This is a genomic window from Chromobacterium sp. IRSSSOUMB001, from assembly GCF_023507765.1.
Classification (GTDB): domain Bacteria; phylum Pseudomonadota; class Gammaproteobacteria; order Burkholderiales; family Chromobacteriaceae; genus Chromobacterium; species Chromobacterium haemolyticum.
The window spans coordinates 15,166-36,283 of record NZ_JALCYU010000019.1; the positions used below are offsets into that span (position 1 = coordinate 15,166).

At 64.5% G+C, this 21,118-nt stretch carries 25 protein-coding genes; 5 read left to right on the forward strand and 20 right to left on the reverse strand.

Annotation, left to right across the window (positions count from 1 at the left end):
- Nucleotides 1–21: 21 nt before the first annotated feature.
- Nucleotides 22–420: a hypothetical protein gene (locus MOV80_RS20610; protein WP_200122423.1), complete on the reverse strand. Its 399-nt coding sequence runs from the start codon at nucleotides 418–420 to the stop codon at nucleotides 22–24.
- 14 nt (nucleotides 421–434) lie between these two features.
- Nucleotides 435–1,814 (reverse strand): MFS transporter, encoded by a 1,380-nt coding sequence (locus MOV80_RS20615; RefSeq protein ID WP_118268100.1) that lies wholly within the window; start codon nucleotides 1,812–1,814, stop codon nucleotides 435–437.
- A gap of 109 nt (nucleotides 1,815–1,923) precedes the next feature.
- Here MOV80_RS20615 and MOV80_RS20620 point away from each other — a divergent pair, with 109 nt between their 5' ends.
- Both MOV80_RS20620 and MOV80_RS20625 read left to right on the forward strand, forming a co-directional pair.
- On the forward strand, nucleotides 1,924–2,817 hold the full coding sequence (locus MOV80_RS20620; RefSeq protein WP_019104343.1) for a LysR family transcriptional regulator: 894 nt from the start codon (nucleotides 1,924–1,926) through the stop codon (nucleotides 2,815–2,817).
- Between the two features lie 131 nt (nucleotides 2,818–2,948).
- On the forward strand, nucleotides 2,949–3,194 hold the full coding sequence (locus MOV80_RS20625) for a hypothetical protein (protein WP_019104344.1): 246 nt from the start codon (nucleotides 2,949–2,951) through the stop codon (nucleotides 3,192–3,194).
- Between the two features lie 386 nt (nucleotides 3,195–3,580).
- Here the strand turns inward: MOV80_RS20625 and frdD are convergent, their stop codons facing one another.
- From frdD to MOV80_RS20660, 7 genes are all read right to left on the reverse strand, one after another.
- Complete coding sequence (gene frdD, locus MOV80_RS20630) at nucleotides 3,581–3,946, reverse strand: fumarate reductase subunit FrdD (protein WP_161524121.1); 366 nt, start codon at nucleotides 3,944–3,946, stop codon at nucleotides 3,581–3,583.
- Nucleotides 3,943–4,341 (reverse strand): fumarate reductase, encoded by a 399-nt coding sequence (locus MOV80_RS20635; protein ID WP_019104346.1) that lies wholly within the window; start codon nucleotides 4,339–4,341, stop codon nucleotides 3,943–3,945. The genes frdD and MOV80_RS20635 overlap by 4 nt, the downstream gene beginning before the upstream one ends.
- A complete protein-coding gene (locus MOV80_RS20640; RefSeq protein ID WP_345917663.1) occupies nucleotides 4,338–5,114 on the reverse strand; it encodes a succinate dehydrogenase/fumarate reductase iron-sulfur subunit in 777 nt (258 codons plus the stop codon). Before MOV80_RS20640 ends, MOV80_RS20635 begins: the two co-directional genes overlap by 4 nt.
- Nucleotides 5,111–6,895 (reverse strand): fumarate reductase (quinol) flavoprotein subunit, encoded by a 1,785-nt coding sequence (gene frdA / locus MOV80_RS20645; protein WP_118268101.1) that lies wholly within the window; start codon nucleotides 6,893–6,895, stop codon nucleotides 5,111–5,113. Before frdA ends, MOV80_RS20640 begins: the two co-directional genes overlap by 4 nt.
- A gap of 13 nt (nucleotides 6,896–6,908) precedes the next feature.
- A complete protein-coding gene (locus MOV80_RS20650) occupies nucleotides 6,909–8,234 on the reverse strand; it encodes an anaerobic C4-dicarboxylate transporter (RefSeq protein WP_019104349.1) in 1,326 nt (441 codons plus the stop codon).
- A gap of 195 nt (nucleotides 8,235–8,429) precedes the next feature.
- Nucleotides 8,430–9,755, reverse strand: coding sequence for a PAS domain-containing methyl-accepting chemotaxis protein (locus tag MOV80_RS20655; RefSeq protein ID WP_043590280.1), 1,326 nt, complete (start codon nucleotides 9,753–9,755; stop codon nucleotides 8,430–8,432).
- A 189-nt stretch (nucleotides 9,756–9,944) separates the two neighbouring features.
- Complete coding sequence (locus tag MOV80_RS20660; protein WP_039755377.1) at nucleotides 9,945–10,496, reverse strand: GNAT family protein; 552 nt, start codon at nucleotides 10,494–10,496, stop codon at nucleotides 9,945–9,947.
- Nucleotides 10,497–10,913: 417 nt separating this feature from the next.
- On the opposite strand from MOV80_RS20660, the gene MOV80_RS20665 reads away from it, so the two are divergent.
- The 3 genes from MOV80_RS20665 (at nucleotide 10,914) to MOV80_RS20675 (ending at nucleotide 13,437) form a co-directional block, all read left to right on the forward strand.
- Nucleotides 10,914–11,648, forward strand: coding sequence for a hypothetical protein (locus MOV80_RS20665; protein ID WP_019102275.1), 735 nt, complete (start codon nucleotides 10,914–10,916; stop codon nucleotides 11,646–11,648).
- Between the two features lie 15 nt (nucleotides 11,649–11,663).
- The gene (locus tag MOV80_RS20670) at nucleotides 11,664–12,842 is read left to right on the forward strand and encodes an MFS transporter (RefSeq protein WP_019102274.1); all 1,179 of its coding nucleotides are present in this window, start codon (nucleotides 11,664–11,666) and stop codon (nucleotides 12,840–12,842) included.
- Between the two features lie 187 nt (nucleotides 12,843–13,029).
- Nucleotides 13,030–13,437, forward strand: a complete 408-nt coding sequence (locus MOV80_RS20675; protein ID WP_118268102.1) for a VOC family protein — start codon at nucleotides 13,030–13,032, stop codon at nucleotides 13,435–13,437.
- A 452-nt stretch (nucleotides 13,438–13,889) separates the two neighbouring features.
- On the opposite strand, the gene MOV80_RS20680 is transcribed toward MOV80_RS20675, so the two are convergent.
- The 11 genes from MOV80_RS20680 to fliS form a co-directional block, all read right to left on the reverse strand.
- The gene (locus MOV80_RS20680) at nucleotides 13,890–14,606 is read right to left on the reverse strand and encodes a glucosaminidase domain-containing protein (protein WP_019102272.1); all 717 of its coding nucleotides are present in this window, start codon (nucleotides 14,604–14,606) and stop codon (nucleotides 13,890–13,892) included.
- Entirely contained in the window at nucleotides 14,587–15,012 is a 426-nt protein-coding gene (flgN, locus tag MOV80_RS20685) for a flagellar export chaperone FlgN (protein ID WP_019102271.1), read from the reverse strand. The genes MOV80_RS20680 and flgN overlap by 20 nt, the downstream gene beginning before the upstream one ends.
- Entirely contained in the window at nucleotides 15,013–15,282 is a 270-nt protein-coding gene (gene flgM / locus MOV80_RS20690; RefSeq protein WP_019102270.1) for a flagellar biosynthesis anti-sigma factor FlgM, read from the reverse strand. It lies immediately after the preceding gene.
- A 125-nt stretch (nucleotides 15,283–15,407) separates the two neighbouring features.
- The gene (locus MOV80_RS20695) at nucleotides 15,408–16,100 is read right to left on the reverse strand and encodes a Crp/Fnr family transcriptional regulator (RefSeq protein ID WP_043633274.1); all 693 of its coding nucleotides are present in this window, start codon (nucleotides 16,098–16,100) and stop codon (nucleotides 15,408–15,410) included.
- A gap of 223 nt (nucleotides 16,101–16,323) precedes the next feature.
- A complete protein-coding gene (locus tag MOV80_RS20700) occupies nucleotides 16,324–17,307 on the reverse strand; it encodes a flagellar motor protein MotB (protein WP_081545921.1) in 984 nt (327 codons plus the stop codon).
- Nucleotides 17,308–17,320: 13 nt separating this feature from the next.
- Nucleotides 17,321–18,187: a flagellar motor stator protein MotA gene (gene motA, locus MOV80_RS20705; RefSeq protein ID WP_019102267.1), complete on the reverse strand. Its 867-nt coding sequence runs from the start codon at nucleotides 18,185–18,187 to the stop codon at nucleotides 17,321–17,323.
- A 17-nt stretch (nucleotides 18,188–18,204) separates the two neighbouring features.
- Nucleotides 18,205–18,897 (reverse strand): RNA polymerase sigma factor FliA, encoded by a 693-nt coding sequence (locus MOV80_RS20710; protein ID WP_043590289.1) that lies wholly within the window; start codon nucleotides 18,895–18,897, stop codon nucleotides 18,205–18,207.
- 6 nt (nucleotides 18,898–18,903) lie between these two features.
- Nucleotides 18,904–19,347 (reverse strand): hypothetical protein, encoded by a 444-nt coding sequence (locus MOV80_RS20715; RefSeq protein ID WP_043590290.1) that lies wholly within the window; start codon nucleotides 19,345–19,347, stop codon nucleotides 18,904–18,906.
- 17 nt (nucleotides 19,348–19,364) lie between these two features.
- Nucleotides 19,365–20,366 (reverse strand): flagellar hook-length control protein FliK, encoded by a 1,002-nt coding sequence (locus MOV80_RS20720; RefSeq protein ID WP_052051947.1) that lies wholly within the window; start codon nucleotides 20,364–20,366, stop codon nucleotides 19,365–19,367.
- Nucleotides 20,363–20,650 carry a hypothetical protein gene (locus MOV80_RS20725; RefSeq protein WP_081555333.1) on the reverse strand — a complete coding sequence of 96 codons (288 nt, stop codon included), beginning with the start codon at nucleotides 20,648–20,650 and terminating at the stop codon, nucleotides 20,363–20,365. The genes MOV80_RS20720 and MOV80_RS20725 overlap by 4 nt, the downstream gene beginning before the upstream one ends.
- Complete coding sequence (fliS, locus tag MOV80_RS20730) at nucleotides 20,637–21,029, reverse strand: flagellar export chaperone FliS (RefSeq protein ID WP_019103737.1); 393 nt, start codon at nucleotides 21,027–21,029, stop codon at nucleotides 20,637–20,639. Before fliS ends, MOV80_RS20725 begins: the two co-directional genes overlap by 14 nt.
- Nucleotides 21,030–21,118: the final 89 nt, after the last annotated feature.

A 21,118-nucleotide genomic window follows, 5' to 3' on the forward strand; every position in this document is an offset into this window, starting at 1 on the left:
CCGCCGCGCTTCGCGCAAGCCTCACGCGGCGCAGAAGGTTTCCTGCAGATGCCGCCAGCGCGGCGCTCCGGCCGCGTCGCGCTCAAACACCGCGGTGGCCAGCCGCAGGCTGCTTAACCGGCCGCCCTGGTATTGCGCTTCGCGATACGCCACCGTCGCGCCTCCGGCGTGTTCGTCCAGCAGGGTCAGTTGATCCACTTCAATCTCCAAGCCGGGCTTGCCGCCGCCGGCTGCGGCGAACAGCCGCCGCAGCGCGTCCAGATCCAGTTGCGCGCCGCTGGGCGACGCCATGGAGAAACGCGGCGAGAAGCGCGCCATCAGGGCTTCCAGCTCGGCGGGGCCCGCCGGGCCAGCGAACCATTGCCGGATGGCGATATGCGCGGAGATCACTTCGTCGAAATAGGGATTGGCCTTGGTCATCGGACTTTCTCTCATTAATGGCTGGGCCGCAGTAGGGCCAGCACAGTCGGGGTGTGGATGCGCAGCACGAGAACCGCCGGCGCCAGGGTCAGGCCGGCGGCGATGAAGAAACAGGCTTGGTAGACCTGAGCGGTGGCCGCCGGCGCGCCGCTGTAATGAGTCAGCGCGTTCAGCAGCAGGCTGATCACGGCCACGCCCAGGCCGAAACTGAACTGGCGGTTGATGTTCCACAGCGCGCTGGCCTGCCGCAGTTCCGGTTCCGCGATGTCCAGAAAGGCCGCGCTCTGCGCCGCGCTGCTGCACAGGCTGCCGCCGAAACCCATCAAAGCGTAAGCGGCGATCAGCGGCCACGGCCGGCTGACGCCCAAGGCCAGCGCGGCGATGCCGGCGCTCTGGAACAGCATGCCCAAGAGCAGCAAAGGCTTGGGGCCGCCATGGTTGAAGCGGCCGCGAGTCAGGCTGATGGCCAGCCCGGAGGCCAGCGCCCAGGGCAGCATCAGGCCGCCAGCAGCTGCGGCGCTCAGCTTGAGCACCTCTTGCAGATAGAGCATCGCCGCCAGGCTGACGCCCATGAACACGCCGGGCACAAACAGATACACCAGCATGGCGGTGCGCAGCAGGCGCCCGCGCAACAGGGTCAGCTTCAGCACCGGCTCGGCCTTGCCGGCGGCGGCGCGCACGTAGCCGGCCAGCGCGGCGACGGCCAATAGCAGCGCGGCAACGCCGCACGGCAGGCGACCGCTTTCTCCCAGCCAGGTCAAAGCCAGCAACAGCGAGGCCATGCCGACGGCCAGCAAAGCCAGGCCGGACAGGTCCAACGCGTCGCGCTTGGCCGGCGCTTGGTCCGCCGGCAACCAGCGCGCCGCCAGCCAAATCGTCAGCAGGGCCAGCGGCAGGCTGGCCAGCAGCGCCCAGCGCCAGGACAGCATGTCCACCAGCAGGCCGCCCAGCGCCGGCGACAGCGCCGGCACGATCAGCGCCACGCTCATGATCAGGGCGGTGAGCCGAGCGCGCTGCGCCGGCGGATAGTACCGGTAAACCATGGCCTGGCCCACCGGAATCAGCAGACCTCCGCCCAGGCCCTGCAAGGCGCGCCAGCCAATCAGCGCCTCGATGGACCCGGCCGTGCCCGCCAGCGCCGCGCCGGCGAGGAACAAGCCCAGCGAGCCCAGCAGCACCCGCCGCTCGCCGTAAGCGCCGGCCAGCCACGCGCTGAGCGGAATCACCAGGGTCAGGCCCAGCATATAGGCATTGCCCACCCAGGCCAGCTGCGCCAGCGACGCGCCCAGGCCGCGGCCAATGTCCGGATAGGCGACGCTGGCGATGAACATATTGATCAGGTCCAGCGCAAAGCCGAACAAGTACACCAAAGTCAGTTTCGAACGGGGCGACATCGGCGCTCTCCACGGTAAAGCGGCCGAGTATAGACAGGGGGCGGCGCTGGAAATACCGGCTTACGCCGGCTAGACTGTCAAATTATTTTTGACAATAGCGGGCTTTGTCGTGGTCAGTCTGGATCGTTTTGCTAGCTTCAAAGCCGTGGTGGACGCCGGCTCCTTCACCGCCGCCGCCGCCGCGCTGGGCCAAACCCGCGCCGTGGTCAGCTTCAATATCAAACGCCTGGAGCAGGAAGTCGGCGTCGCGCTGTTGATCCGCAACACCCGCAGCCTGGCGCTGACCGACGCCGGCGCGCGCTTTTACCAGCGCTGCGCCGATATGCTGGAGCAGGCGCGCTTGGCCGTAGACGACGCCCGCGCCGAGCATGGGGAGCTGAGCGGGGCGCTGCGCGTGACCGCCACGCTGGAATACGGCCTGGCCAAGATTGCGCCGGCGATCGAAGCCTTCGCCCTGCGCCATCCGACGCTGCAGGTGCAGCTGTCCACGTCCTCGCTGCATGCCGATTTGATCGCCGAGCGCTTCGACGTCGCCATCCGCCTGGGCCGCCTGCCGGAAACCGATCTGCACGCGGCGCAGCTAGCCCAGTTCGATATTTTCCCCGTGGCTGCGCCGGCTCTGCTGGTCCAAGAACCGCCCGGCGATCTGGCCGCGCTGAGCCGGCTGCCCTGGCTGGGACACAGCCGGCTCAAACACGCCCCGCCCTGGCTGGTGGACACGCCGGGCGGCGGCCAGACAGCCTGGCGCCAGCCCGGCACGGCGCGGCTGAGTTCGGACAGCGCGTCCATCCTTCGCGCCTACGCGCTGGCCGGCCTAGGCGTGGCCCTGCTGCCGGACTGGCTGGTCAACGCCGATCTGCAGGCCGGCCGGCTACGCCGGCTGCTGCCCGATCACGGCTTCCCGCAGCAAGGCGTTCACGCGCTCTACCCGCGCACCCGCCATGTGCCGGCCAAGGTACGGGCCTTCATCGATTTTTTGCGCGAGCGCGAGGCGGCGGGCTAGCGGGCCGCCCGCGATTGTCCTGGCCTTTGCCACCGGCACGTGCGTCGCGTCCACGCAGGCGTGCGCTGAACGGTGGGCAAAGCCGCGGCCTTGATGCAAAATGCCCGCTCCACCCCCAAGAAGCCACTCGAATGTCCTACCTCCGCGCCGCCTCGCTCCTGCCCGCCCTTTTGCTCTTGTCCGAATTCTGTCTGGCCGATATGGGCAGCATGGGCGCCTTCATGGTCAATCTGGCGCTGTTTGGCATCGTAGGCTGGCTGGCGCTGACTTGCTTGGTGTTCTGGAAGCTGCGCCGACACACGGCCGGAGCCCAGTTCGGCTTCACCCTATTATTTCTGCTGCTTCCCCTTTTGTGGGTGGTGAGCATGGGGCGCTGATCCGCCGCCCATATCCAACAGTTTCATTAGGAAATGAGCGCCTAGAAACAGCTCACGACCCTTCCGTTTGGGCCAATTTCCAGAAACCTCGAATCCGCTTCGCGGATGATGATTTAGGGCCGGTTCCGCCCGTCAAACGGAAAGGGAGATTTGCACGGCCAAATCTCCCTTTACCCTAAAGGCCGCCCTGCAAGCCTGGCCTACGGCTTCCCGCCGGTTCCCGTCAGGCCCGAGGCGCGGCTGAACTCGCAGCGCGCTAACGTCGCGCTGCTCGAACAGGCAGCCGCTTAAAACCTCGGGCCTGCCACCCGACGGCAGGCTTGAAGGGAGTTTGGGCGCCTCGAATACGCGGTCTCCTGCGTATCAAATAGATCGTGAACAGCTTATTAGAACCCCATCGCCAACAACAGCCCCGCCGCCGCCAGCGTGCCCAGCGCCGCCACCCCATAGGTGCAGGCCTTGGCCAACGGTCCGCCGCGGATGCCGATATCGTGCAGGCTGTGGTAGATGCGGTGCGCCGCGTGCCACAGCAGCAAAGCGATCAGGCCGAACAGCAGCGCCTTGCCGATCAGGCTTTGCGCCAGCGCCTGCAGCGTGGCGTAATCGACGGCGCGCGCAGGCAGCCAGCCCAACGGCGCGGCGATGCCGGTGATGAACACCAGCATCGGCCCGAACAAGGCGGCCAGCATGCCGCCGGCGCCAAACAAGCCCCAGAAGATGGGCGCGTGAGAGCGTTTCAGTCCCGGTTTCATGCCGTCATCCCCCATACCAACATCAAGAGCGCGGCGCTGCACACCACGGCGGCGGCCAGGCCGCCGGCGGTGATGGCCAGCGCGGATACCCGCCGCCCGGCCAGCATCAACGGCGGCAGCGTGCGCGGCATGATCTTGAACCAGGTGTAGCTGTGGTAGGCGATCATCAACAGCGCCGCCGCGTGCAGCAACAGGGCCGGCGCGCTTTGCAGCGCGGCGACAAAGCCGTTCCAGGCCGCCTCGCCCTGGCTCAGCCGCCACAGCCCGCACAGCAGGGTCAGCGCGTAGCCGGCGACGAAGAGCGCCGTGCCTTCGTGCACCATGTACTCGATGAAGTAAGGGTTCTTGCGCCACCAGCCTCCCATCGGCCGGACATACGGTTTGCGCTTGCTCATTTGCAACCTCCTTTGGGCCGGGCGAAGCGCAGGAAGTAATCCCTGGCCACCGCCGTCTTGTTGAGGTTCACCGCATTGGCCGGGTCCACCATTTTGGGGCAGACCTCGGAGCAATAGCCCACCGCGGTGCAGTTGAACACCCCCTCCTGCGCGGCCAACAGTTCCATCCGCTCTTCGGCCGCGCCGTCGCGGCTGTCCATGTTGTAGCGGTGCAGCAGCGCGATGGCGCCAGGCCCCAGAAACTTGTCGTCCAAGCCGTATTGCGGGCAGGCGGCGTAGCACAGCAGGCAGTTGATGCAGCTGCTGAACTGGGCGTACCAATCCATCTGCGCCGGGGTTTGCTGGTATTCGCCGTCGGACAGCGGCTTGTCTTCCTTGGGCACGATATAGGGCTGGATGCTTTCCAGCTTGGCGATGAAGTCGTCCAGCACCACCACCAGATCGCGCTCTATCGGGAAGTGGTTCAGCGCCTCGATGCGCACCACGCCCGGGTAGTCGCGCAGAAAGGTCTTGCAGGCCAGCTTGGGCACGCCGTCCACCATCATGCCGCAGCTGCCGCAAATCGCCTGGCGACAGGACCAGCGGAAGGCCAGGCCGCCGTCCAGGTAGTCGCGGATGTATTGCAGCGCCTGCAGCACGGACATGTCGTCGCGGTACGGCACTTCAAAGTGTTGCAGCCACGGCTCGCTGTCCTGCTCCGGCCGGTAGCGCATCACCGCGATGGTCTTGGTCTGAGCGGTCATCGTGTGTCCGGTCATGGTGTGTTCGCTCATGCCTTGCCCTCCTTGGCCGCGGCTTCCGCCGCCAGGCCGGCTGCGCCGTAGGCGCGCACCGCCGGCTGCGATTTAGTGATCTTCACCGCGCCGTAGTCTATGCGCGGCGCGTCCCCGCCTTGATAGACGGCGAGGCTGTGCTTGAGGAAGTTGAGGTCGTCGCGCTGTTCGCAGCCGTCCAGCCGCTGGTGAGCGCCGCGCGATTCGCGGCGTTGCAGCGCGGAATGCGCCATCGCCTCGGCCACGTCCAGTTGGTAGCCCAGCTCGATGGCCAGCAGCCAGTCGCTGTTCCAGACGCTGGATTTGTCTTCCACGTGCACATTGCGGAAGCGCTGTTTCAGCTCCGCCAGCTTGTCGCAGGTGGCCTGCATCGAGGCTTCCAAACGGTAGATGCCGCAGCCGGCTTCCATGGTTTCCGCCATTTCGCGGCGCAGTTCGGCGATGCGTTCGCCCCCTTCGCGCGCGCGCAGCGCGTGAAGGCGCGCCTCGGCGGCCTCGGCCTGCTTTTGCAGCGCTTCGCGCCGCGCGGGACGGCGCGATCGGGCGCAGCGAGCGGCTTCTTCGCCGGCCACTTTGCCGAACACCGACAATTCCGCCAATGAGTTGGAGCCCAGGCGGTTGGCTCCGTGAATGCCCACGCTGGAGCATTCGCCGGCGGCGAACAGGCCGGGCATGGGCGCGGCGCAGCGGCCGTCCACCAGGATGCCGCCCATGGTGTAGTGCACCGCCGGGCGCACCGGAATCGGCGCCTTGGCCGGGTCTATGCCCAGGAATTCCTCCGCCAGCTCGCAGATTTGCGGCAGCCGTTCGCGCAGCTTGGCGTGGCCCAGGTGGCGCAGGTCCAGATACACCGCGGAGCCCCATGGGCCTTCCACGGTACGGCCCTGCTGCTGCTCGTACCAGAAGGCCTGGCTCAGGCGGTCGCGCGGGCCCAGTTCCATGAATTTGTTGCGCGGCTTGTCCTCCGCCGGCCCCAGGCCGTAATCCTGCAGATAGCGGTAGCCGTCCTTGTTGACCAGCAGGCCGCCTTCGCCGCGGCAGGCCTCGGTGAACAACAGGCCGGTGCCGGGCATGCAGGTGGGGTGGTATTGGACGAATTCCATATCGCGCAGCGGCACGCCGTGGCGGTAGGCCAGCGCCATGCCGTCGCCGGTGACGATGCCGCCGTTGGTGTTCTCGCGGAACACCCGGCCGGCGCCCCCGGTGGCCATCACCACCGCGCCGGCCTCGATCAGCAGGCTGTCGCCGCTGGCGATGTCGATGGCCAGCACCCCGCGCGCCTCGCCGTCTTCCACGATCAGATCCGCGCAGAAGTATTCGTCGAAGCGGCGGATGGACGGGAAGCGGATCGAGGTCTGGAACAGGGTGTGCAGCATGTGGAAGCCGGTTTTGTCGGCGGCGAACCAGGTGCGCTCTATCTTCATGCCGCCAAAGGCGCGCACATTGACGCTGCCGTCCTCCTTGCGGCTCCACGGGCAGCCCCAGTGTTCCAGTTGCACCATTTCCTCAGGGCATTGAGCCACGAAGTATTCCACCACGTCCTGCTCGCACAGCCAGTCGCCGCCGGACACGGTGTCGTTGAAATGGGCGTCGAAGCTGTCGTGCGCCTGCTTGACCCCGGCGGAGCCGCCTTCGGCCGCCACGGTGTGGCTGCGCATCGGATAGACCTTGGACACCAGCGCGATGCGCAGCTCCGGGTCCGCCTGGGCGGCGGCGATGGCGGCGCGCAAGCCCGCGCCCCCCGCTCCCACGATCACAATGTCTGCTTGGTAAGTTTCCACAAGCTTTCCTCACTTAGAAGTACAAATGCGTCAATCCGTACGCCGCCAGCGTGGACACCCCCACTCCTATCAGCCCCGGCATCATGAAGCTGTGGTTGAGCAGATACTTGCCGATGCGGGTGGTGCCGCTGCGGTCCATATTGATGGCCGCCAGGTCGCTGGGATAAAAGGCGAAGAAGAAATAGGCGTAGCAGGAGGGCATGATGGCCAGCAGCTGGTGCGGGCTCAGGCCCAGCGCCAGGCCGAAGGGCACCATGATGGTGAGCGTGGCGGCCTGGCTTTTAACGAAGGCGGACACCGCGAACATCGCCAGCGCGAAGGTCCACGGCGCGTAGGCCACCATGGCCTTGATATTGGCCACCAGCAGCGGTTCGTTGGCCTTGACGAAGGTGTCGCTCATCCAGGCGATGCCGAAGATGGACACCACGGCGATCATGCCGGCGGTGAACACCTCGGAGCGGGCGATGACCGCCGCCTTGGCGTTGGAACGAAACAGGATGAAGGCGCCGAAGGCCAGCATCACGAACTGCACCACCGTGGTCATGGGCACCGGCTTGCCCTGGCTGACCGGCAGCCATTGCGGGAACAGCGCCAGCAGCACGATGACCAAGATGCCGGAGAAAAACAGCGCCACCGATTGCCGCGCCGCCGCCGGCAGCGTCTTGTCCAGGGTAGTGACGGATTGTTCCACCGAGGCGCGGAAGTTCGGATCTTGCATCCGAGCCAGGAATTCCGGATCGCGGTCCAGCTCCACGCCGCGGCGCAGGCTCCAGCAGGCGGCGGCCAACACCCCCAGCAGGCCGGCCGGCGCGGTCACCATCAGGATTTGCCACAGGGTCAGCGGCTGGCCGCTATGGGCGGTCATCGCCAGCAGCGAGGTCACCGCCGCCGCCGCCGGGCTGGCGGTGATGCCCATTTGCGAGGCCACGCTGGCCATGGCCATCGGCCGCTCCGGGCGGATGCGGGTTTTGAGAGAAACGTCGGCGATCACCGGCAGCAGCGAATACACCGCGTGACCGGTGCCCACGCACATGGTGAGCAGGAAGGTGGACAGCGGCGCCAGGAAGGTGATTTGCTGCGGATGGCGGCGCATCAGCCGCTCCGCCTGCTGCACCAGGAAATCCAGGCCGCCGGCCACTTGCAACGTGGCCGAGGCGGTGACCACCGCCAGAATGATCAGCATCACGGTGATGGGCGGCTCCGCCGGCGCCACGCGGAACACGAAACACAGCACCGCCACGCCCAGCCCGCCTATCATGCCCAAGGCCACGCCGCCGCGGCGTATGCCCATCAGTATCGCCGTCAGCAGCAGCGCGAATTGTATCCAGAAAACCCACATGATCTTGTCCCTATTAGCCATTGTTTTCCGCTGTTATAGGGGATTAACAGCATCGGCTAATAGACCTTGATCAAGTCCGGCCCACAACGATTCCAAAACAGACCATTGGCATTGAACGCAGCCTGTGCTTCAAAGCTTCCCGCCCGCTCTACCAACCTTGACAACGGCTAAGCAAGATAGCCCTTGAACAGATTCTTAAAGTGTTTTCTGCCCCTGCACCGCCGAAAAATGACTTACCACCTCGCTCAACTGGGCGGTGCTGCTGCGAATCTGATCAATGGAGGTACTGGCCACGCCGGCATGCTCCTCGCCCATCCGCGCCTTGACCTGCATTTCATGGATGCTCTCACTGGCGGACGAGGTGCCGTTGCGGATGTCGTCTATCATGCCGGCCACTTCCTTGGTGGAGGCGTTGGTGCGCTCGGCCAGCTTGCGCACCTCGTCCGCCACCACCGCGAAGCCGCGGCCCTGCTCGCCGGCGCGCGCCGCCTCGATCGCCGCGTTCAAGGCCAGCAGATTGGTCTGGTCGGCAATCTCGTGAATGGTGTTGACGATGGAGGTGATGCGCAAAGTCTTGGAGTCAAGATCCTCGATGATCTTGACCGAGCGCTCGGCGCTGTCCGCGATCAGACTCATCTCGCCTATGGTGTCCTTGATCACCGCCAAGCCGTCGGACGAGGCCGCGTCCGACGCGGCGGACAAGCGGTGCGCCTCTTTCACCAGGTGCTGGTCGCGCTGCGCGGCCTCTTCTTCCTCAGTGATGTCCAGCGCGAACTTGATCACTTTGTAGACTTGCCCCTCGTCGTTGACGATGGGGTTGTAGCTGGCCTCCAGCCAGATGGGCCGGCCCTGCTTGTCGCGGCGTTCGAACTTGCCGGCGATGAAGATGCCCTGGTTCAATCGCTGCCACAGCTCGGCATAGGCAGGACTGTGCGCGTATTCCGGAGGGCAGAAAGCCCGGTGATGCTGCCCGATGATTTCCTGCTCGCTATAGCCCACCGTGTTCAGGAAATTGCTGTTGGCGCGCAGCACGATGCCGTCGATGGAGAACTCGATCACCGCCATCGAACGGCTGACCGCCTTCATCGTATTGCGCGCTTCCAGTTCCGCCTGCACTGACTTGGTCACGTCCAGCGCGAACTTGACCACCGCCGTCACCTGGCCGGCCTCGTCGCGCACCGGGTTGTAGCTGGCCTCCAGCCACACGATATCCCCGTTCTTGGTCACTCGCTTGAAGCGGTCGCTGACGAAATGCCCCTGCCGCAACCTACTCCAAAAGTTACCGTACTCTGGGCTGCTCACAAACTCCGCCGGACAAAACAACCGGTGATGCTGACCTATCACCTCGCTGGCGTGGTAGCCCATCACCGCTTCAAAATTGGCGTTGGCGGAACGCACCACGCCGTCCGGAGAGAACTCTATCACCGCCATCGAGCGGTCTATCGCCTGCAACACGCCCTGCTGCTTATGCAGTTCCGCCACCGTGTCCTGCAATTTGCGTTTCAACGCCATATTGAACATGCAGCAACCCTTCCGCTCGAGTCTTCGTTCTTGCCGTCAGCGCTCGTCCTCCACACTTTTATTTACAAAGCCGCCCATGCCGATGTCAAACCGTAAAAACACTTACCGCGCCTAGGCGACCGAAGTCCTGGGCTTCACAAAAAACAAGCCGCCTTTAGGCGGCGGCAGGAGGGAAACCAGGCGAGTCGCTCAATCCGGCGCATCCGGATCGGTAAGCAGCCGTGAGAACATCTTGAAATCGCCCGGCTCGCCTCGTACCTGACGATATGCGCGCAACAAGCCCTCGTATTGGAAACCGCAGCCGCGCAACAATTGCTCGGCGCGCCGGTTGCCGTCGCGCGTCACCGCCTGCACCCGGTACAAGCGACAGCCGGTAAACGCCCAAGCCGTAACCGCCTTGCAAGCCGCCAAGCCCAGCCCGCGCCCCCAATAGGCCGGCGCCAGGTCGAAATCGATTTCCGCGCAGCGGTCCGCCGGCCAGACGGCGTCAAAACCGATGGAGCCGGCCAAGCATCCCAGATCATCGTCCACAATGGCCAGCCGCAACGGCGCGCCCGGTTCATCGGAACGATAGGCCTGTACCAAGGGCGCTAGATCCGCCGCCGACTGCAGCACCCAGCGCAGATGCTGCGCCACCTCCGGCAGGCGCAGATAATCGTACCAGTCGGGAATATCCAGCATTTCCATTGGACGCAGGCTGAAACCCTGCAGATCGATAGACGGCGGGGGTATCACATTCATCACGAGCACCAGAAATGAGGCGACCGGCCCCACCCCGGCAAGCGAGTGGACCCGACCACGCTTTATTGTGTACAGCGAAAGACCGCACTCCATTCTAGAAGATCGCTCGCCAATAGAAAGCCGATATGCGAGCGGAGCCCCGCGACGGGCTCAGATATTCATGCCGGCAGGCGCAGGTTAAAAGTAGCCGGGATTTGCGGGCTATCGCCGGAGAAGAAGCCCTGCATTGCCTTGTGCGCATCATCAGCGAGCGACGGCGGAAGGGCTGGGGAACAGCGTTGAAACTAGCCTTTCGGCCGGCGCCTGATCAGTCAGGCTTCGCCATAATACGACAGGACAAATATTCAGCCGCCGCGCCTGCGCGCCGAGCGGCACAGGCTCGCTCTTTGATCGACCCCAATGCGAAGGAGCCTCGCCATGAATCTAAACCAAGCCGTACTGGAAGATCCTGTCATCGAAGACATCGACGATCAGATCGAAAAAGTGCTGGCCATGATGTCCACCCAGGAGTTGCAACGACTGCAAGCCAAGTTGCAACAGCGGTATCAGTTGGAGTATTCCGAAACCGACGCTCATCCGTTCAATATCAAAACCATCATCAAGGGACGCGAGATCCGCTTTTCGCGCGGGGTGTCGCCGGCCTCGCGCGCCTTCATGATCCTGCACAGCCTGGGGCATTATATTTTCATCTGCGCGGCCAAGCGCAAGAACATCAAGCGCTACGACTATATTTACGATCTGCGCGGGGTGCAGACGGCGCTGCACTATTACGAAACCGCAGGACAGGGCAGCGGCCTGGATCAGCCGCCGCCGATGACGGCGCAGAAACGCAAGGACCGGGTGTCCTTCGAGGTGGGGGCCAACCGCTTTGCCGCCGACCTGCTGGCCGACATCGGCTTTAGCCAGGCGGAGGCCCTGATTCAGCGTTATCAGGTGGGCGACATCAACTATATTCTCGACGTGTCGAGCGGCGGCAAGGCCGCCATCGTGCCCAGCGACCACGACTATCTGCGCCGCTACATTTGCGCCGGCTTGTCCATTGATCCCAACGACGCTTACGATGACGGCGTCTATGATCCGGACGCCTACCGCCGGTACGGCATAGATTGGCAATATATCGAGGATATCCGGCTTGAGATTCATTTCTTCTGATTCTTCCGGGCGCGCATGGGCAGCATAAGCCGCCCCCAACTGGGCGCCTTGTTCTGCTGCATGTTCATCATCGGCTCGGCCGAAGTAGCGGCCGGCCCGATGATGGCCTTGATGGGCCGCCATTTCGGCGTGCCTTCCAGCGCCATAGCCTATCTGCCCGCCGCTTACGGGCTGTGCTACGGCGTGTTCGCGCTGGTGGCCGGCCCGCTGTCCGACCGCTTCGGCCGCAAACCGCCGTTGCAACTGGGCCTGCTCGGCTTCGCCTTGTGCTGCGCGCTGCTGCCCCTCGCGCCCAACCTGAACGCGGCCGTCGCGTTGTCCGCGCTGAGCGGCCTGTGCGCGGCGGTGATCCAACCCAACGCGCTGGCGCTGGTGGCGGACCTGGCCCCTCGCCCCCAGCTTGGCCAAAAGTTGGGCCAGGTCTTCATCGGCTTGATGCTGGCCTTCGTGCTGACCCCGGCGCTGGCCGGAAGGCTGGCGGATACAGCGGGTTGGCAGGCCAGCTATTACGCGCTGGCCGCGGCCGGCTTGCTGGCATGGGCCGCGGTGCGGCGGCTGTTCCGCGCCGACGGCGGCCGCCTGACGGCGGACGGCGGTTTTCTAGCCACCTTGGCCGGCGCCTGGCGCACGCCCGGCGCGCGGCGGCGGTTGTGCGTCAGCTATCTGTGGCTGGGCTGGGTGGCCGGCTTCGGCGCCGTAGTGGCCGAGGTGGCCGCGCGCAAACTCACCCTCAGCTCCACCGGCGGCGGTCTGCTCGCCGGCGGCTTCGGCCTGGTGGTTGTGCTGGGGAATCTATGCGGCCCCCCGCTGCAACGGCGGCTGGGCGAGGCGGCCTTGCCTGCGGCGGCGCTGGCGGCGGCGCTGGGCATCTTGTCCTTCCTGCTGCCCCTCGCCGCTTTGTGGCAGTTGGCGTTGGCCGGCAGTCTTTGGGCCTTCGGCTACGGCTGCGCCGGGCCCTTGCACCACGCGCGCCTCAGTACGCTGTCCGAACGCTATCGCGGCACCCTCAATTCTTATCACGCCAGCTTGCTGAACCTGGGCATTTTTTCAGCTTCCCTGCTGCTGGGCCTGAGCAGCGAGCCGAGACCCATCGCCTGGTTCTGCGCCGCCACCGGGCTCTTGACCCTGGCCGGCGCGCTCTTGTTGCTGCCCTTCGGACCGGGCTTGCGGCCGGCAAGCGCCAACCCTTCCTGAAAGCGGCTCAAAACCCAACCTCACACGGTAAGCACATCCTATCCTGCCCGGACTCTCAAGGCTTTGAACAGGTTTCAAAACTATCGCCGACATTGAGAAATACAATTTCGGCATCGGCTTGCAAATTCGCCGGCCGGACAAATCATGACAAACACAAAACAAAATGCCGTTTAACTAAGGAATTGTCATGATCGTCATTCGGGAAATTGATCATATCGTGCTGCGGGTCAGCAACCTGGTCAAGATGGAGCGTTTTTACAGCGAGGTATTGGGTTGCACCGTGGAACGCCGGCGCGAGGACTTGGGGCTGTTGCAACTGCGCGCCGGCCGTTCGCTGCTGGACCTGGTGCCGGTGGACGGGCCTCTGGGACGGGCAGGCGGCCGCGCGCCTTCCGCGGAAGGCCGCAATCTGGATCACTTCTGCTTCCGCGTGGACCCCTTCAATGAGGATGCGATACGCGCCCACTTGGCCCGGCACGGCCTGAGCGCAGGGGAAACCGCTCAGCGTTACGGCGCCGAAGGCGAGGGCCCCTCGCTATACCTGCAGGATCCGGAAGGCAATGTGGTGGAGCTGAAAGGCCCGTCCTGCCCTTAGAACCTGTTCAAAGTCTGCTGCGCTTCGTGATGCGCTGCACGGTGAGTACAAGCTCAAAATGCTCATGTACCACTTGTACATTCCGCTTTTTCGCTCGTTTTCGCCTTGTCTCGCCCTTGCTCGCCGGAGACTGATAGTTCTAGTGGAATCCATCTCCTCTTGGTGTCTCCTCGAGCATGGGCGGCGGTTTTAAATATTACTGACTTTGATTTTTTTATTTAGACATAAATACTCTAGTCTAGACCGCTTTGTTAATAGGGCATTTAATCCATCACCACTGTCCCTAATTCAAACACTCGTTTGGAGTAAATACCGAAATTCAAACTGGCATTGAATTGGTATTAAATATCGTCAGTGGTCCTTATTCGCCGCACAACCGGCCGCGCGCCGCAAATATAAAAACCCCTGAAGCAAGCGGCGCGTTCAGGGGTTTCTGTTGCGTGAGTCCGCGTTCAGGGCTGTTTGCGCGCCTGAATGCCCACCGCCACTTTCCGCAACTTGTCCGCATAGCCCGGATCCGTGGCGTAGCCGCCCTGGGCCAGCGCCTGGGCGAAAGCCTGGGCGTTGCCGCCCACGCCAAGCGCGCCGCGGTAACGCGGGTTGCCGGCCAGCAACTGCGCGTAATCGGCGAAAGCGTCCTGCAGGCCGGAATACGCGCGGAAGCTTTCAATCCGCTTCACATCGCGGCCGTCCACATGCTCGGTGGTCAAGGCGCGGGTGACTTCGCCCTGCCAGCCCTTGCCGGCCTTGATGCCGAACAGGTTGTGATTGCTGCCGCCATCGGCGCGGGTCAGCGGACGCTGACCCCAACCGGATTCCAGCGCCGCGTGCGCGGACACCAGTTCCGGCGCCACGCCCAGCTTGGCGGCGGCTTGTTGCGCGTAAGGCGCGATGCTGTCGAGAAAGGCTTGTTGATCCGCGCCGTAGGGCATGCTGCCGCCCAGCGTGGCGTCCTGGACGCGCTGACGCGCCCAAGCGCCTTCCGGCGACAGGCTGGCCCAGCTGTCCGAACCGTTTTCGATGAAGTCGCGCACCTCGCCGTGCAGCTGGCTGCTCCATTGGTCGGCGAAACGCTCGCCGTCCCCGCCGCCCTGGCCCATCAGCGGCAAGGCGACGGTGTCGGCGCCGAAGTCCGGCCCGGCGCCGATGTCATTGCGCACAGTAAACATCGCTGTCTCCATTCAGCACGCGGTTCATCAGGTCCTGCTGCTGTTGCAGTAGTTGGCCGTTGCGCAGGTTCAGGGTCTGGCACAGGCGGATTTGCTCCACCAGCGCATTCCAACGCTGACGGCAGGCTTGCTCCGCGGCGGCGGGCAAGAGCTTGAGCACCGCGTCCATAGAGGCGGCGCGGCCCGCGCCCAGCAATTGGCCGGCCAGTTGCAGCCGCTGGTCGCGGCTGAGCTGCAAGGCGTCGCACTGGGCGACGATGTCCGAACCCAATTGCCGCAGTTCGTCGGCCTGGTGCGCCAGCGCGGCGGCGAACTGCTGTTCCAGCAGTTGCTCCAAGCGGCCATAGCCTTGCAGGTCCTGCCCCACAGTGGCCAGCAGTTGTTTGAAGGCTTGCTCGCGATTCATTCAGCGGCTCCGGTGATATTGCTCCACCAGGTCGGCCAGCCGGGCGGCGTCGAAGCGCACTTCGCCGCGCGCTAGCGCGGCACGCACTTCTTCCACCCGTTTCATGTCGATGTCCGGCAGCGCGCGCAGCTCCGCCACCGCCGGCGCCATGTCCTGGCTCGCGGCGGGCGCGGCGACGGACGCGGGCGCGCGGGCCGGCGTTTCCGCGGCGGCGCTCTGGCCGCCGACCGCCAGTTCGCGGCGTTGCGACGAGGTCGAGTTGATTTGCATAGTTTGAAATCCGTCTGGGTTGGCTGTGCGAGCGGCTGGGGCGCTTGATGCCGCGTTGCGCGGCCGCTCGGAGCGGGCTTTGCGGCCCGCCCTCACCCCTTCAAGGCGACAGTCTGGAAAAAAACTTAAAAATTTACCGGTAACATTTTCAGAACGACAATGCGCCGGTTTTCCAGACGGATATATCGGCCAAACACCAGTTCCTTCAGGATGCGCGCCACCATCTCGCGGGAGGAGCCGATCTGGTCCGCGATTTCCTGCTGGGTCAGCTGCTTTTTCAGCACCATCTCATCGCCGTCCTGCTCTTCCAGCATTTGATTGATCAGGATGCGCACGCGGCCGTACACGTCCATCAGCGCCAGGTTCTTGGCCTTGTTGGACATGCGGCGCACCACTTGCACCAGATGGCACATGATGCGGGTGCGGGCCTCCGGGCTGTGCGGCAGGCCGTCTTCGGTATCGAAAAGCTGCATCAGGCTCTCGCGGCTGAACACCAGCAAGTGGCTGTCCTCGTCCGCCGCGCAATTGGAGCTGCGCTCGCCGCTGTCGATGAAGCCGACCATGCCGATCAGCTCGCCGGAGGCGCAGATTTGCAGAATATATTTTTTGCTGAGCCCATCCGAAACAAAGACTTGCATGCAGCCGCTGGCCAGCAGGTAGACCTCGTTGGCGCTGTCGCCTTCGTTGTACAGCACCTCGCCCTTGCTCAAGCGGCGGCTTTCGGCCAGCTCCAGCGCTTTGTCCAGCTTGTCATTGTCCAGATGTCCGAACAAATGTGTGCCTCTTAACAAGGCTTTGATATTGTGGTTTTCATTCATGACCACGTCGTCCCCGATAGTCTTGCGATTGAATCGACTTTCCCGCAGATGTTTGCCGCCTTTTGGCGTCTTTTTTTGTCAACATCATCCGAGTCTTTCGCTCGGATTTTTATTAATCAGGTGCGGATTATAATATTAGCGGTTAACAAAAGTGTGAAAAAACACACATAAAAAAAGCCTGAAACGAATCAGGCTTTTGTTTCGAACCCAAAAAAATAAAAGTTCATCGGGTAGTTAGGCCATCTTGCAGCGCGCTATCCAGATCGGATTTCTGTAGTGGCGAACTTACAACACTGGTCTCGCGATTGCCGCTCTGCCCCGGCGGCCCGAACATGGCCACCACCGCCTGCGCTTGCTTGCTGGTCATCACCAAGAGCTCGATGCGGCGGTTGTAAGCGGCCAAGGGATGCGCGGCGTCCAGCGGCGCCCGGTCCGCCATGCCCACCACTTGCAGGATGCCCGCGGCGTTCATGCCGCCTTCCAGCAAGTGCAGCCGCGCCGCCATCGCGCGGTTGCTGGACAAGCCCCAGTTCGAAAACGAACCGAAGCCGGCGGTGCGGTATTGCGCGGCGTCCGTATGTCCGACAATCAGCAATTGATTGTCGATATGGCTGAACATATCGCCCATTTCATGCAGCAGCCGCTTGAAGCGCGGTTCCACGATGGCGCTGCCGCGCTCGAACATGCCCTGGTTGTCGGTATCGTGCAGCATCACCCGCAAGCCGTAAGGCGTGACCACGGTCTGCAGATTGCTGGCCAAGCCGGCGTCCTGGCTCATTTTGGCCAGCAAGCCGGCCAGCTTTTCCAGGTCCGCCACGCTGTCCAGGCTGCGCTGACCTTGGCCGTCGAAGGTCTTTTTGGCCACCTTATTGCTCTCCTGCAGCATGGAGTCCGCCTTGGTGGTGGTGGTGGGCTGGCCCGGAATCGGATCGCGCGGGATCAGGCTGCCCGGCGGGGTGCCGGTGTGTTCAATGCTGCGCGAGCCGCCAGCCTTCAGCGGGCTGCCGCCGCCCGCGGTCAGCAATTGCTGCAGGTTTTCCTGATCGCGCGCGGCCAGCACCCACAACACCAGGAACAAGCACATCAGCGCCAGCACGAAGTCGGCGAACGCCACTTTCCAGGCGCCGCCGTGCCCTTCGGAATCCTGGCGGCGCGACACCTTCTTGATCACCGCGGCTTCATGCTCGCGATTGGGTTTATTCGCCATGCCCGCCATCCGCTCAGTTCACGCCTTCCAGCGCGTTGATCCAGGTTTCCAGCTGAGAGAAGCTGGGCTTGGTGTTCAGTTGCACCAGGCGGCGGCCGGCGTCGATGGCCAGCAGCGGCGGCTTGCCGGATACGTGGGTGGTCAGCACCACTTTCACCGATTCGTAGTTGGACAGCTCCTGTTTGACCAGTTGGTGCATCATATTGGACAGCGGGTCCAGCACGCCGTAGCAGAAGAAGATGCCGATGAAGGTGCCCACCATGGCGGCGGCCACTTTTTCGCTGATCTCGCCCGCGGTGGCGCCCTGGCTGACGCTGTTCATCGCCATCACGATGCCCAGCACCGCGGCCAGGATGCCGAAGCCCGGCATCGCCTCGGCGATCTTGTGCAGCGACTTGGACGGCTGGTTCAGTTCTTCATGAATCGCGTCCAGTTCCTGATCCAGCACGCCCTCCAATTCATGGGCGCTGATCTTGCCCATGGCCATCAAGCGGAAATTGTCCACGATGAAGGCCAGCAGCTTGGGTTCTTCCAGCACCAGCGGGTAGCGGTTGAACAAGGGGCTTTGACGCGGGGCCTCCACGTGTTCGTCCAGCGCCTTCAGGCCCTGGCTGGCGGTAATCAGCAGTTCGTACATCAGCAGCAGCAGCTGGCGCTGGAATTCCGCGTCGTATTTCTTGCGCATGCCGACGCGCTTGATCTGGCCGCCCATTTCCGTGAGCACGTGCTGCGGGTTGCCCAGCACGATGGCGCCGACGGCGGCGCCGCAAATGATCAGCAGCTCCACCGGCTGCCAGATCACCGACATGATGCCGCCATGCAGCATGAAGCCGCCAAAGACACAAACCAGCACGATCAGAATGCCGAATAATTGCTGCATGTTTTCTTTCCTCGGGCTCAGGCCGCTTGTAGGCGAGCCTGCATTTTTTTGAGAGCGCTCTTGTTGATCTGGCAGACGCGGGCTTCGGTCAGCGCCAGCACCGCCGCGATCTCCTTGAGGCTCAGTTCAAATTCGTAATACAGTTGGATCACTTGCTGCTCGCGCGGGTTAAGCGCCTGCAAGGCCACGGTCAACGCGCTTTTCAGCGCCAGCCGCTGTTCAGGATTGTCTTCCGCCGCCGGCTCCAGCCCCTGGGCCATCAGTTCGTCGAAGCTGGACAGCGCTTCGGCGTTGTCCGCCAGCAGCGCTTCCTGATAGGCCTCGGCGCTGAGTCCCAGCAGCTGCATCGCCTCCGTCTCGCTGGGTTCGCGCCCCAGCTTGCGGCTGAGCAGGCGCAGGCCGTCGCGCACGCGGTGCGCTTCCTGTCGCACCGAGCGCGGCCGCCAGTCCAGCCGGCGCAGTTCGTCGAGAATGGCGCCGCGGATGCGCAAAATGGCGAAACCGGCGAACTTGTCGTCCGGCTCGCCATAGCGGCGCAGGCTCTCCAGCAAGGCCATCAGTCCCACCTGCTCCATATCTTCGCGGTCAAACACGCCGCCGGCCTGGGACGACAGCTGACGCGCCACCCGCTTGACCAGGTGGGCGTACTGGCGCAGCGCCTCGGCTTCGCCGCCGGCGCTGACCGGGGCCTCGTCGTAACAGGCGTACATAGGGGCTTACTCGATGATCAACTTGCTAACCATCACCTCGCTGAACGGCGCGTCGCGTCGCTCGCGCAGAAAACCGCCGGCATAGGCCTTGGCCAGCAAACGCTGGTAGTCGTCTATGCTCATCGCCAGCGCCTTGTCCGCCGGCAGCTCCGAGAGCGCGCGCACCGCGATGCTTTTCAGGAAGGGCAGTTGGGCCTTGACCTCCGCCTCCTGCTTTTCATTGCTGCGGAACACTAGGTCCACCGCCATGAAGCGGGTGGCGGATTCGCCGCCGCGCAGCATTACGATCACCTTGTCCATGCTGACGAAGCGCGCATCCGGCGCCGCCGCCGGCTTGGGCGCCGCCGCGGCCTGCGGCGCGCGGGCGCTCAGCCACCACCAGGCGCCGCCGCCGGCGGCCAAAGCCGCCGCGACGGCCACGATCAAAATCACTACGATGTTTCTGTTCATGCTTGTGCTTCCGCTGCTCAGCTCTGGCCCAGCCAGAAGCTTTGTCCATCACCCTGCCCCGCTTCCGCCAGCGCCCGGCCCGGCGCGCGTTGCGGCTGCTGTTGCCCCTGGCGTTCCTGACGCTGCTGGCCGTGGCCGCCCTGCCCCGGCGCGCCTTCGCGCACATCCACCGCCACCTGCGTGTATTGGCGGTTGGACAGGTCCTGGCGCAGCGCGTCGCCTATAGCTTGCAGCTGCCGCACCACTTCACCGTGCGAGGCGGTCAACTGCACTTGCAGCGCGCCGGCTTCGTGACGGATGGAAATTTCCAGCGAGCCCAGCGACGGCGGGTCCAGACGGATCAGCGCGCGGTCCATGCCGTGGCTGCTTTGCACTTGCAGACGTTCGCCCAGCGCGGCGCTGAGTTTGTCGCCCCACTTGGCCGGCTGCTCCGCCGGCAGCTTGATCGGCGCCCATTCCGGCAGCGGCGCGCCGGCCTTGTCCTGCGGCTGCGGCGCAATGGCGGCCAATAGCGGCGAAGCGGGTTGCGCCGACGTCGGGAGTTCGCGGCCGGCCTGGGCCTCGCCGGCCGGCTTGGCCGGCAGCGGCGCCAGGGTGTTGATCGCGGCGGACAAGGCGTCCGACGGCATCGCCGCCTCGGCGGTTTGACGCGACGTCGCCGCCGTGGCGACGCGCGCGGCCGCATCCACGCCGGCTTGCGCCGGCGCTCCGGCCTGAGGCGCAAGGGCCGGCGGCTGCGGCGCAGCCGGCATCAGCGGCAGAGGCTGAGCGACAAGGACGCCGGGCTGCGCGGCCGGCTTCTCCGCCTTGGCTTCGTCGCCCGCGGGGGCCTCGGCGTCGGCGTCGACCGCCGGCGCGGCGTTTTGCCCGTCCATCAGGCTGGCCAGCAAGGCGCTGGCGAAATCACCGCCGGAATCCGGCGCCGCCGCGTTCGGGTCCAGCAAGGGATCGGCCGGCGCGGCGTCGGCGGGCGTTGACGCGCCGCCGGCAAGAAGATTGGGGGGCAAGGATACGTTCATGCTTGATTCCAGTCGCTGACTTCGGCGTAGGCGATTTGCGCTTCGCGCTGATGGCTCAGCGCGGCGATTTTTTCTTGCAGTTCCGCGGAGTCGGCGCGGCAGACTTCCAGCGCGTCTCGGTAGGCGGCGCGCAAGGCGGCGCGCGCGGCGGCGTCCAGCGACTGAGGCTGGGTGCGCAGCAATTCCGCCAATAGTTGGTCCAGCGCGGCCAGGCGCTCCCAATCGCGCTCGGCGCAGGCGCGGCGGATGGCGGCTTCCAGCGCGGCCGGCTCAGGCGGCTTCATGCTGGTCCCGCACGCCTATCCAACCGCCCTTGAGCTTGATCAGCAGCTGTTCCGCCTCGTCCAGCGCCGCCACATCCAAGTTCACGCTGGCGTGGTAGAGCCGGTAGGCGCAGTAGTCGTAGAGCCGCGCCAGATTGGTGACCACCTCGCCGCCGGAGTCGAAGTCCAGCGCGCTGGACAGGCCGTTGAGGATGTTGATGCACTTGCTGATGCTTTCGCCCTTTTGCTCGTAGCGCTGGTTTTCCAGATGGCCGCGCGCGCGCGCCATTTCTTCCAGCAGGCCGTCGAACAGCACCAGCACCAACTGCACCGGCGAGGCGGAGTGGGTCTGCGCTTCCAGATTGACCGCGTGATAGCTGCGGTAGGCGTCGTAATCCACGTTGTCGTGCTCCTGTTCTAATCAATAGGCGGGAGGTCGTCCCTCCCGCCGAATTCAATGCGGCCAAGCTAATCCGGCGACGGATTCAG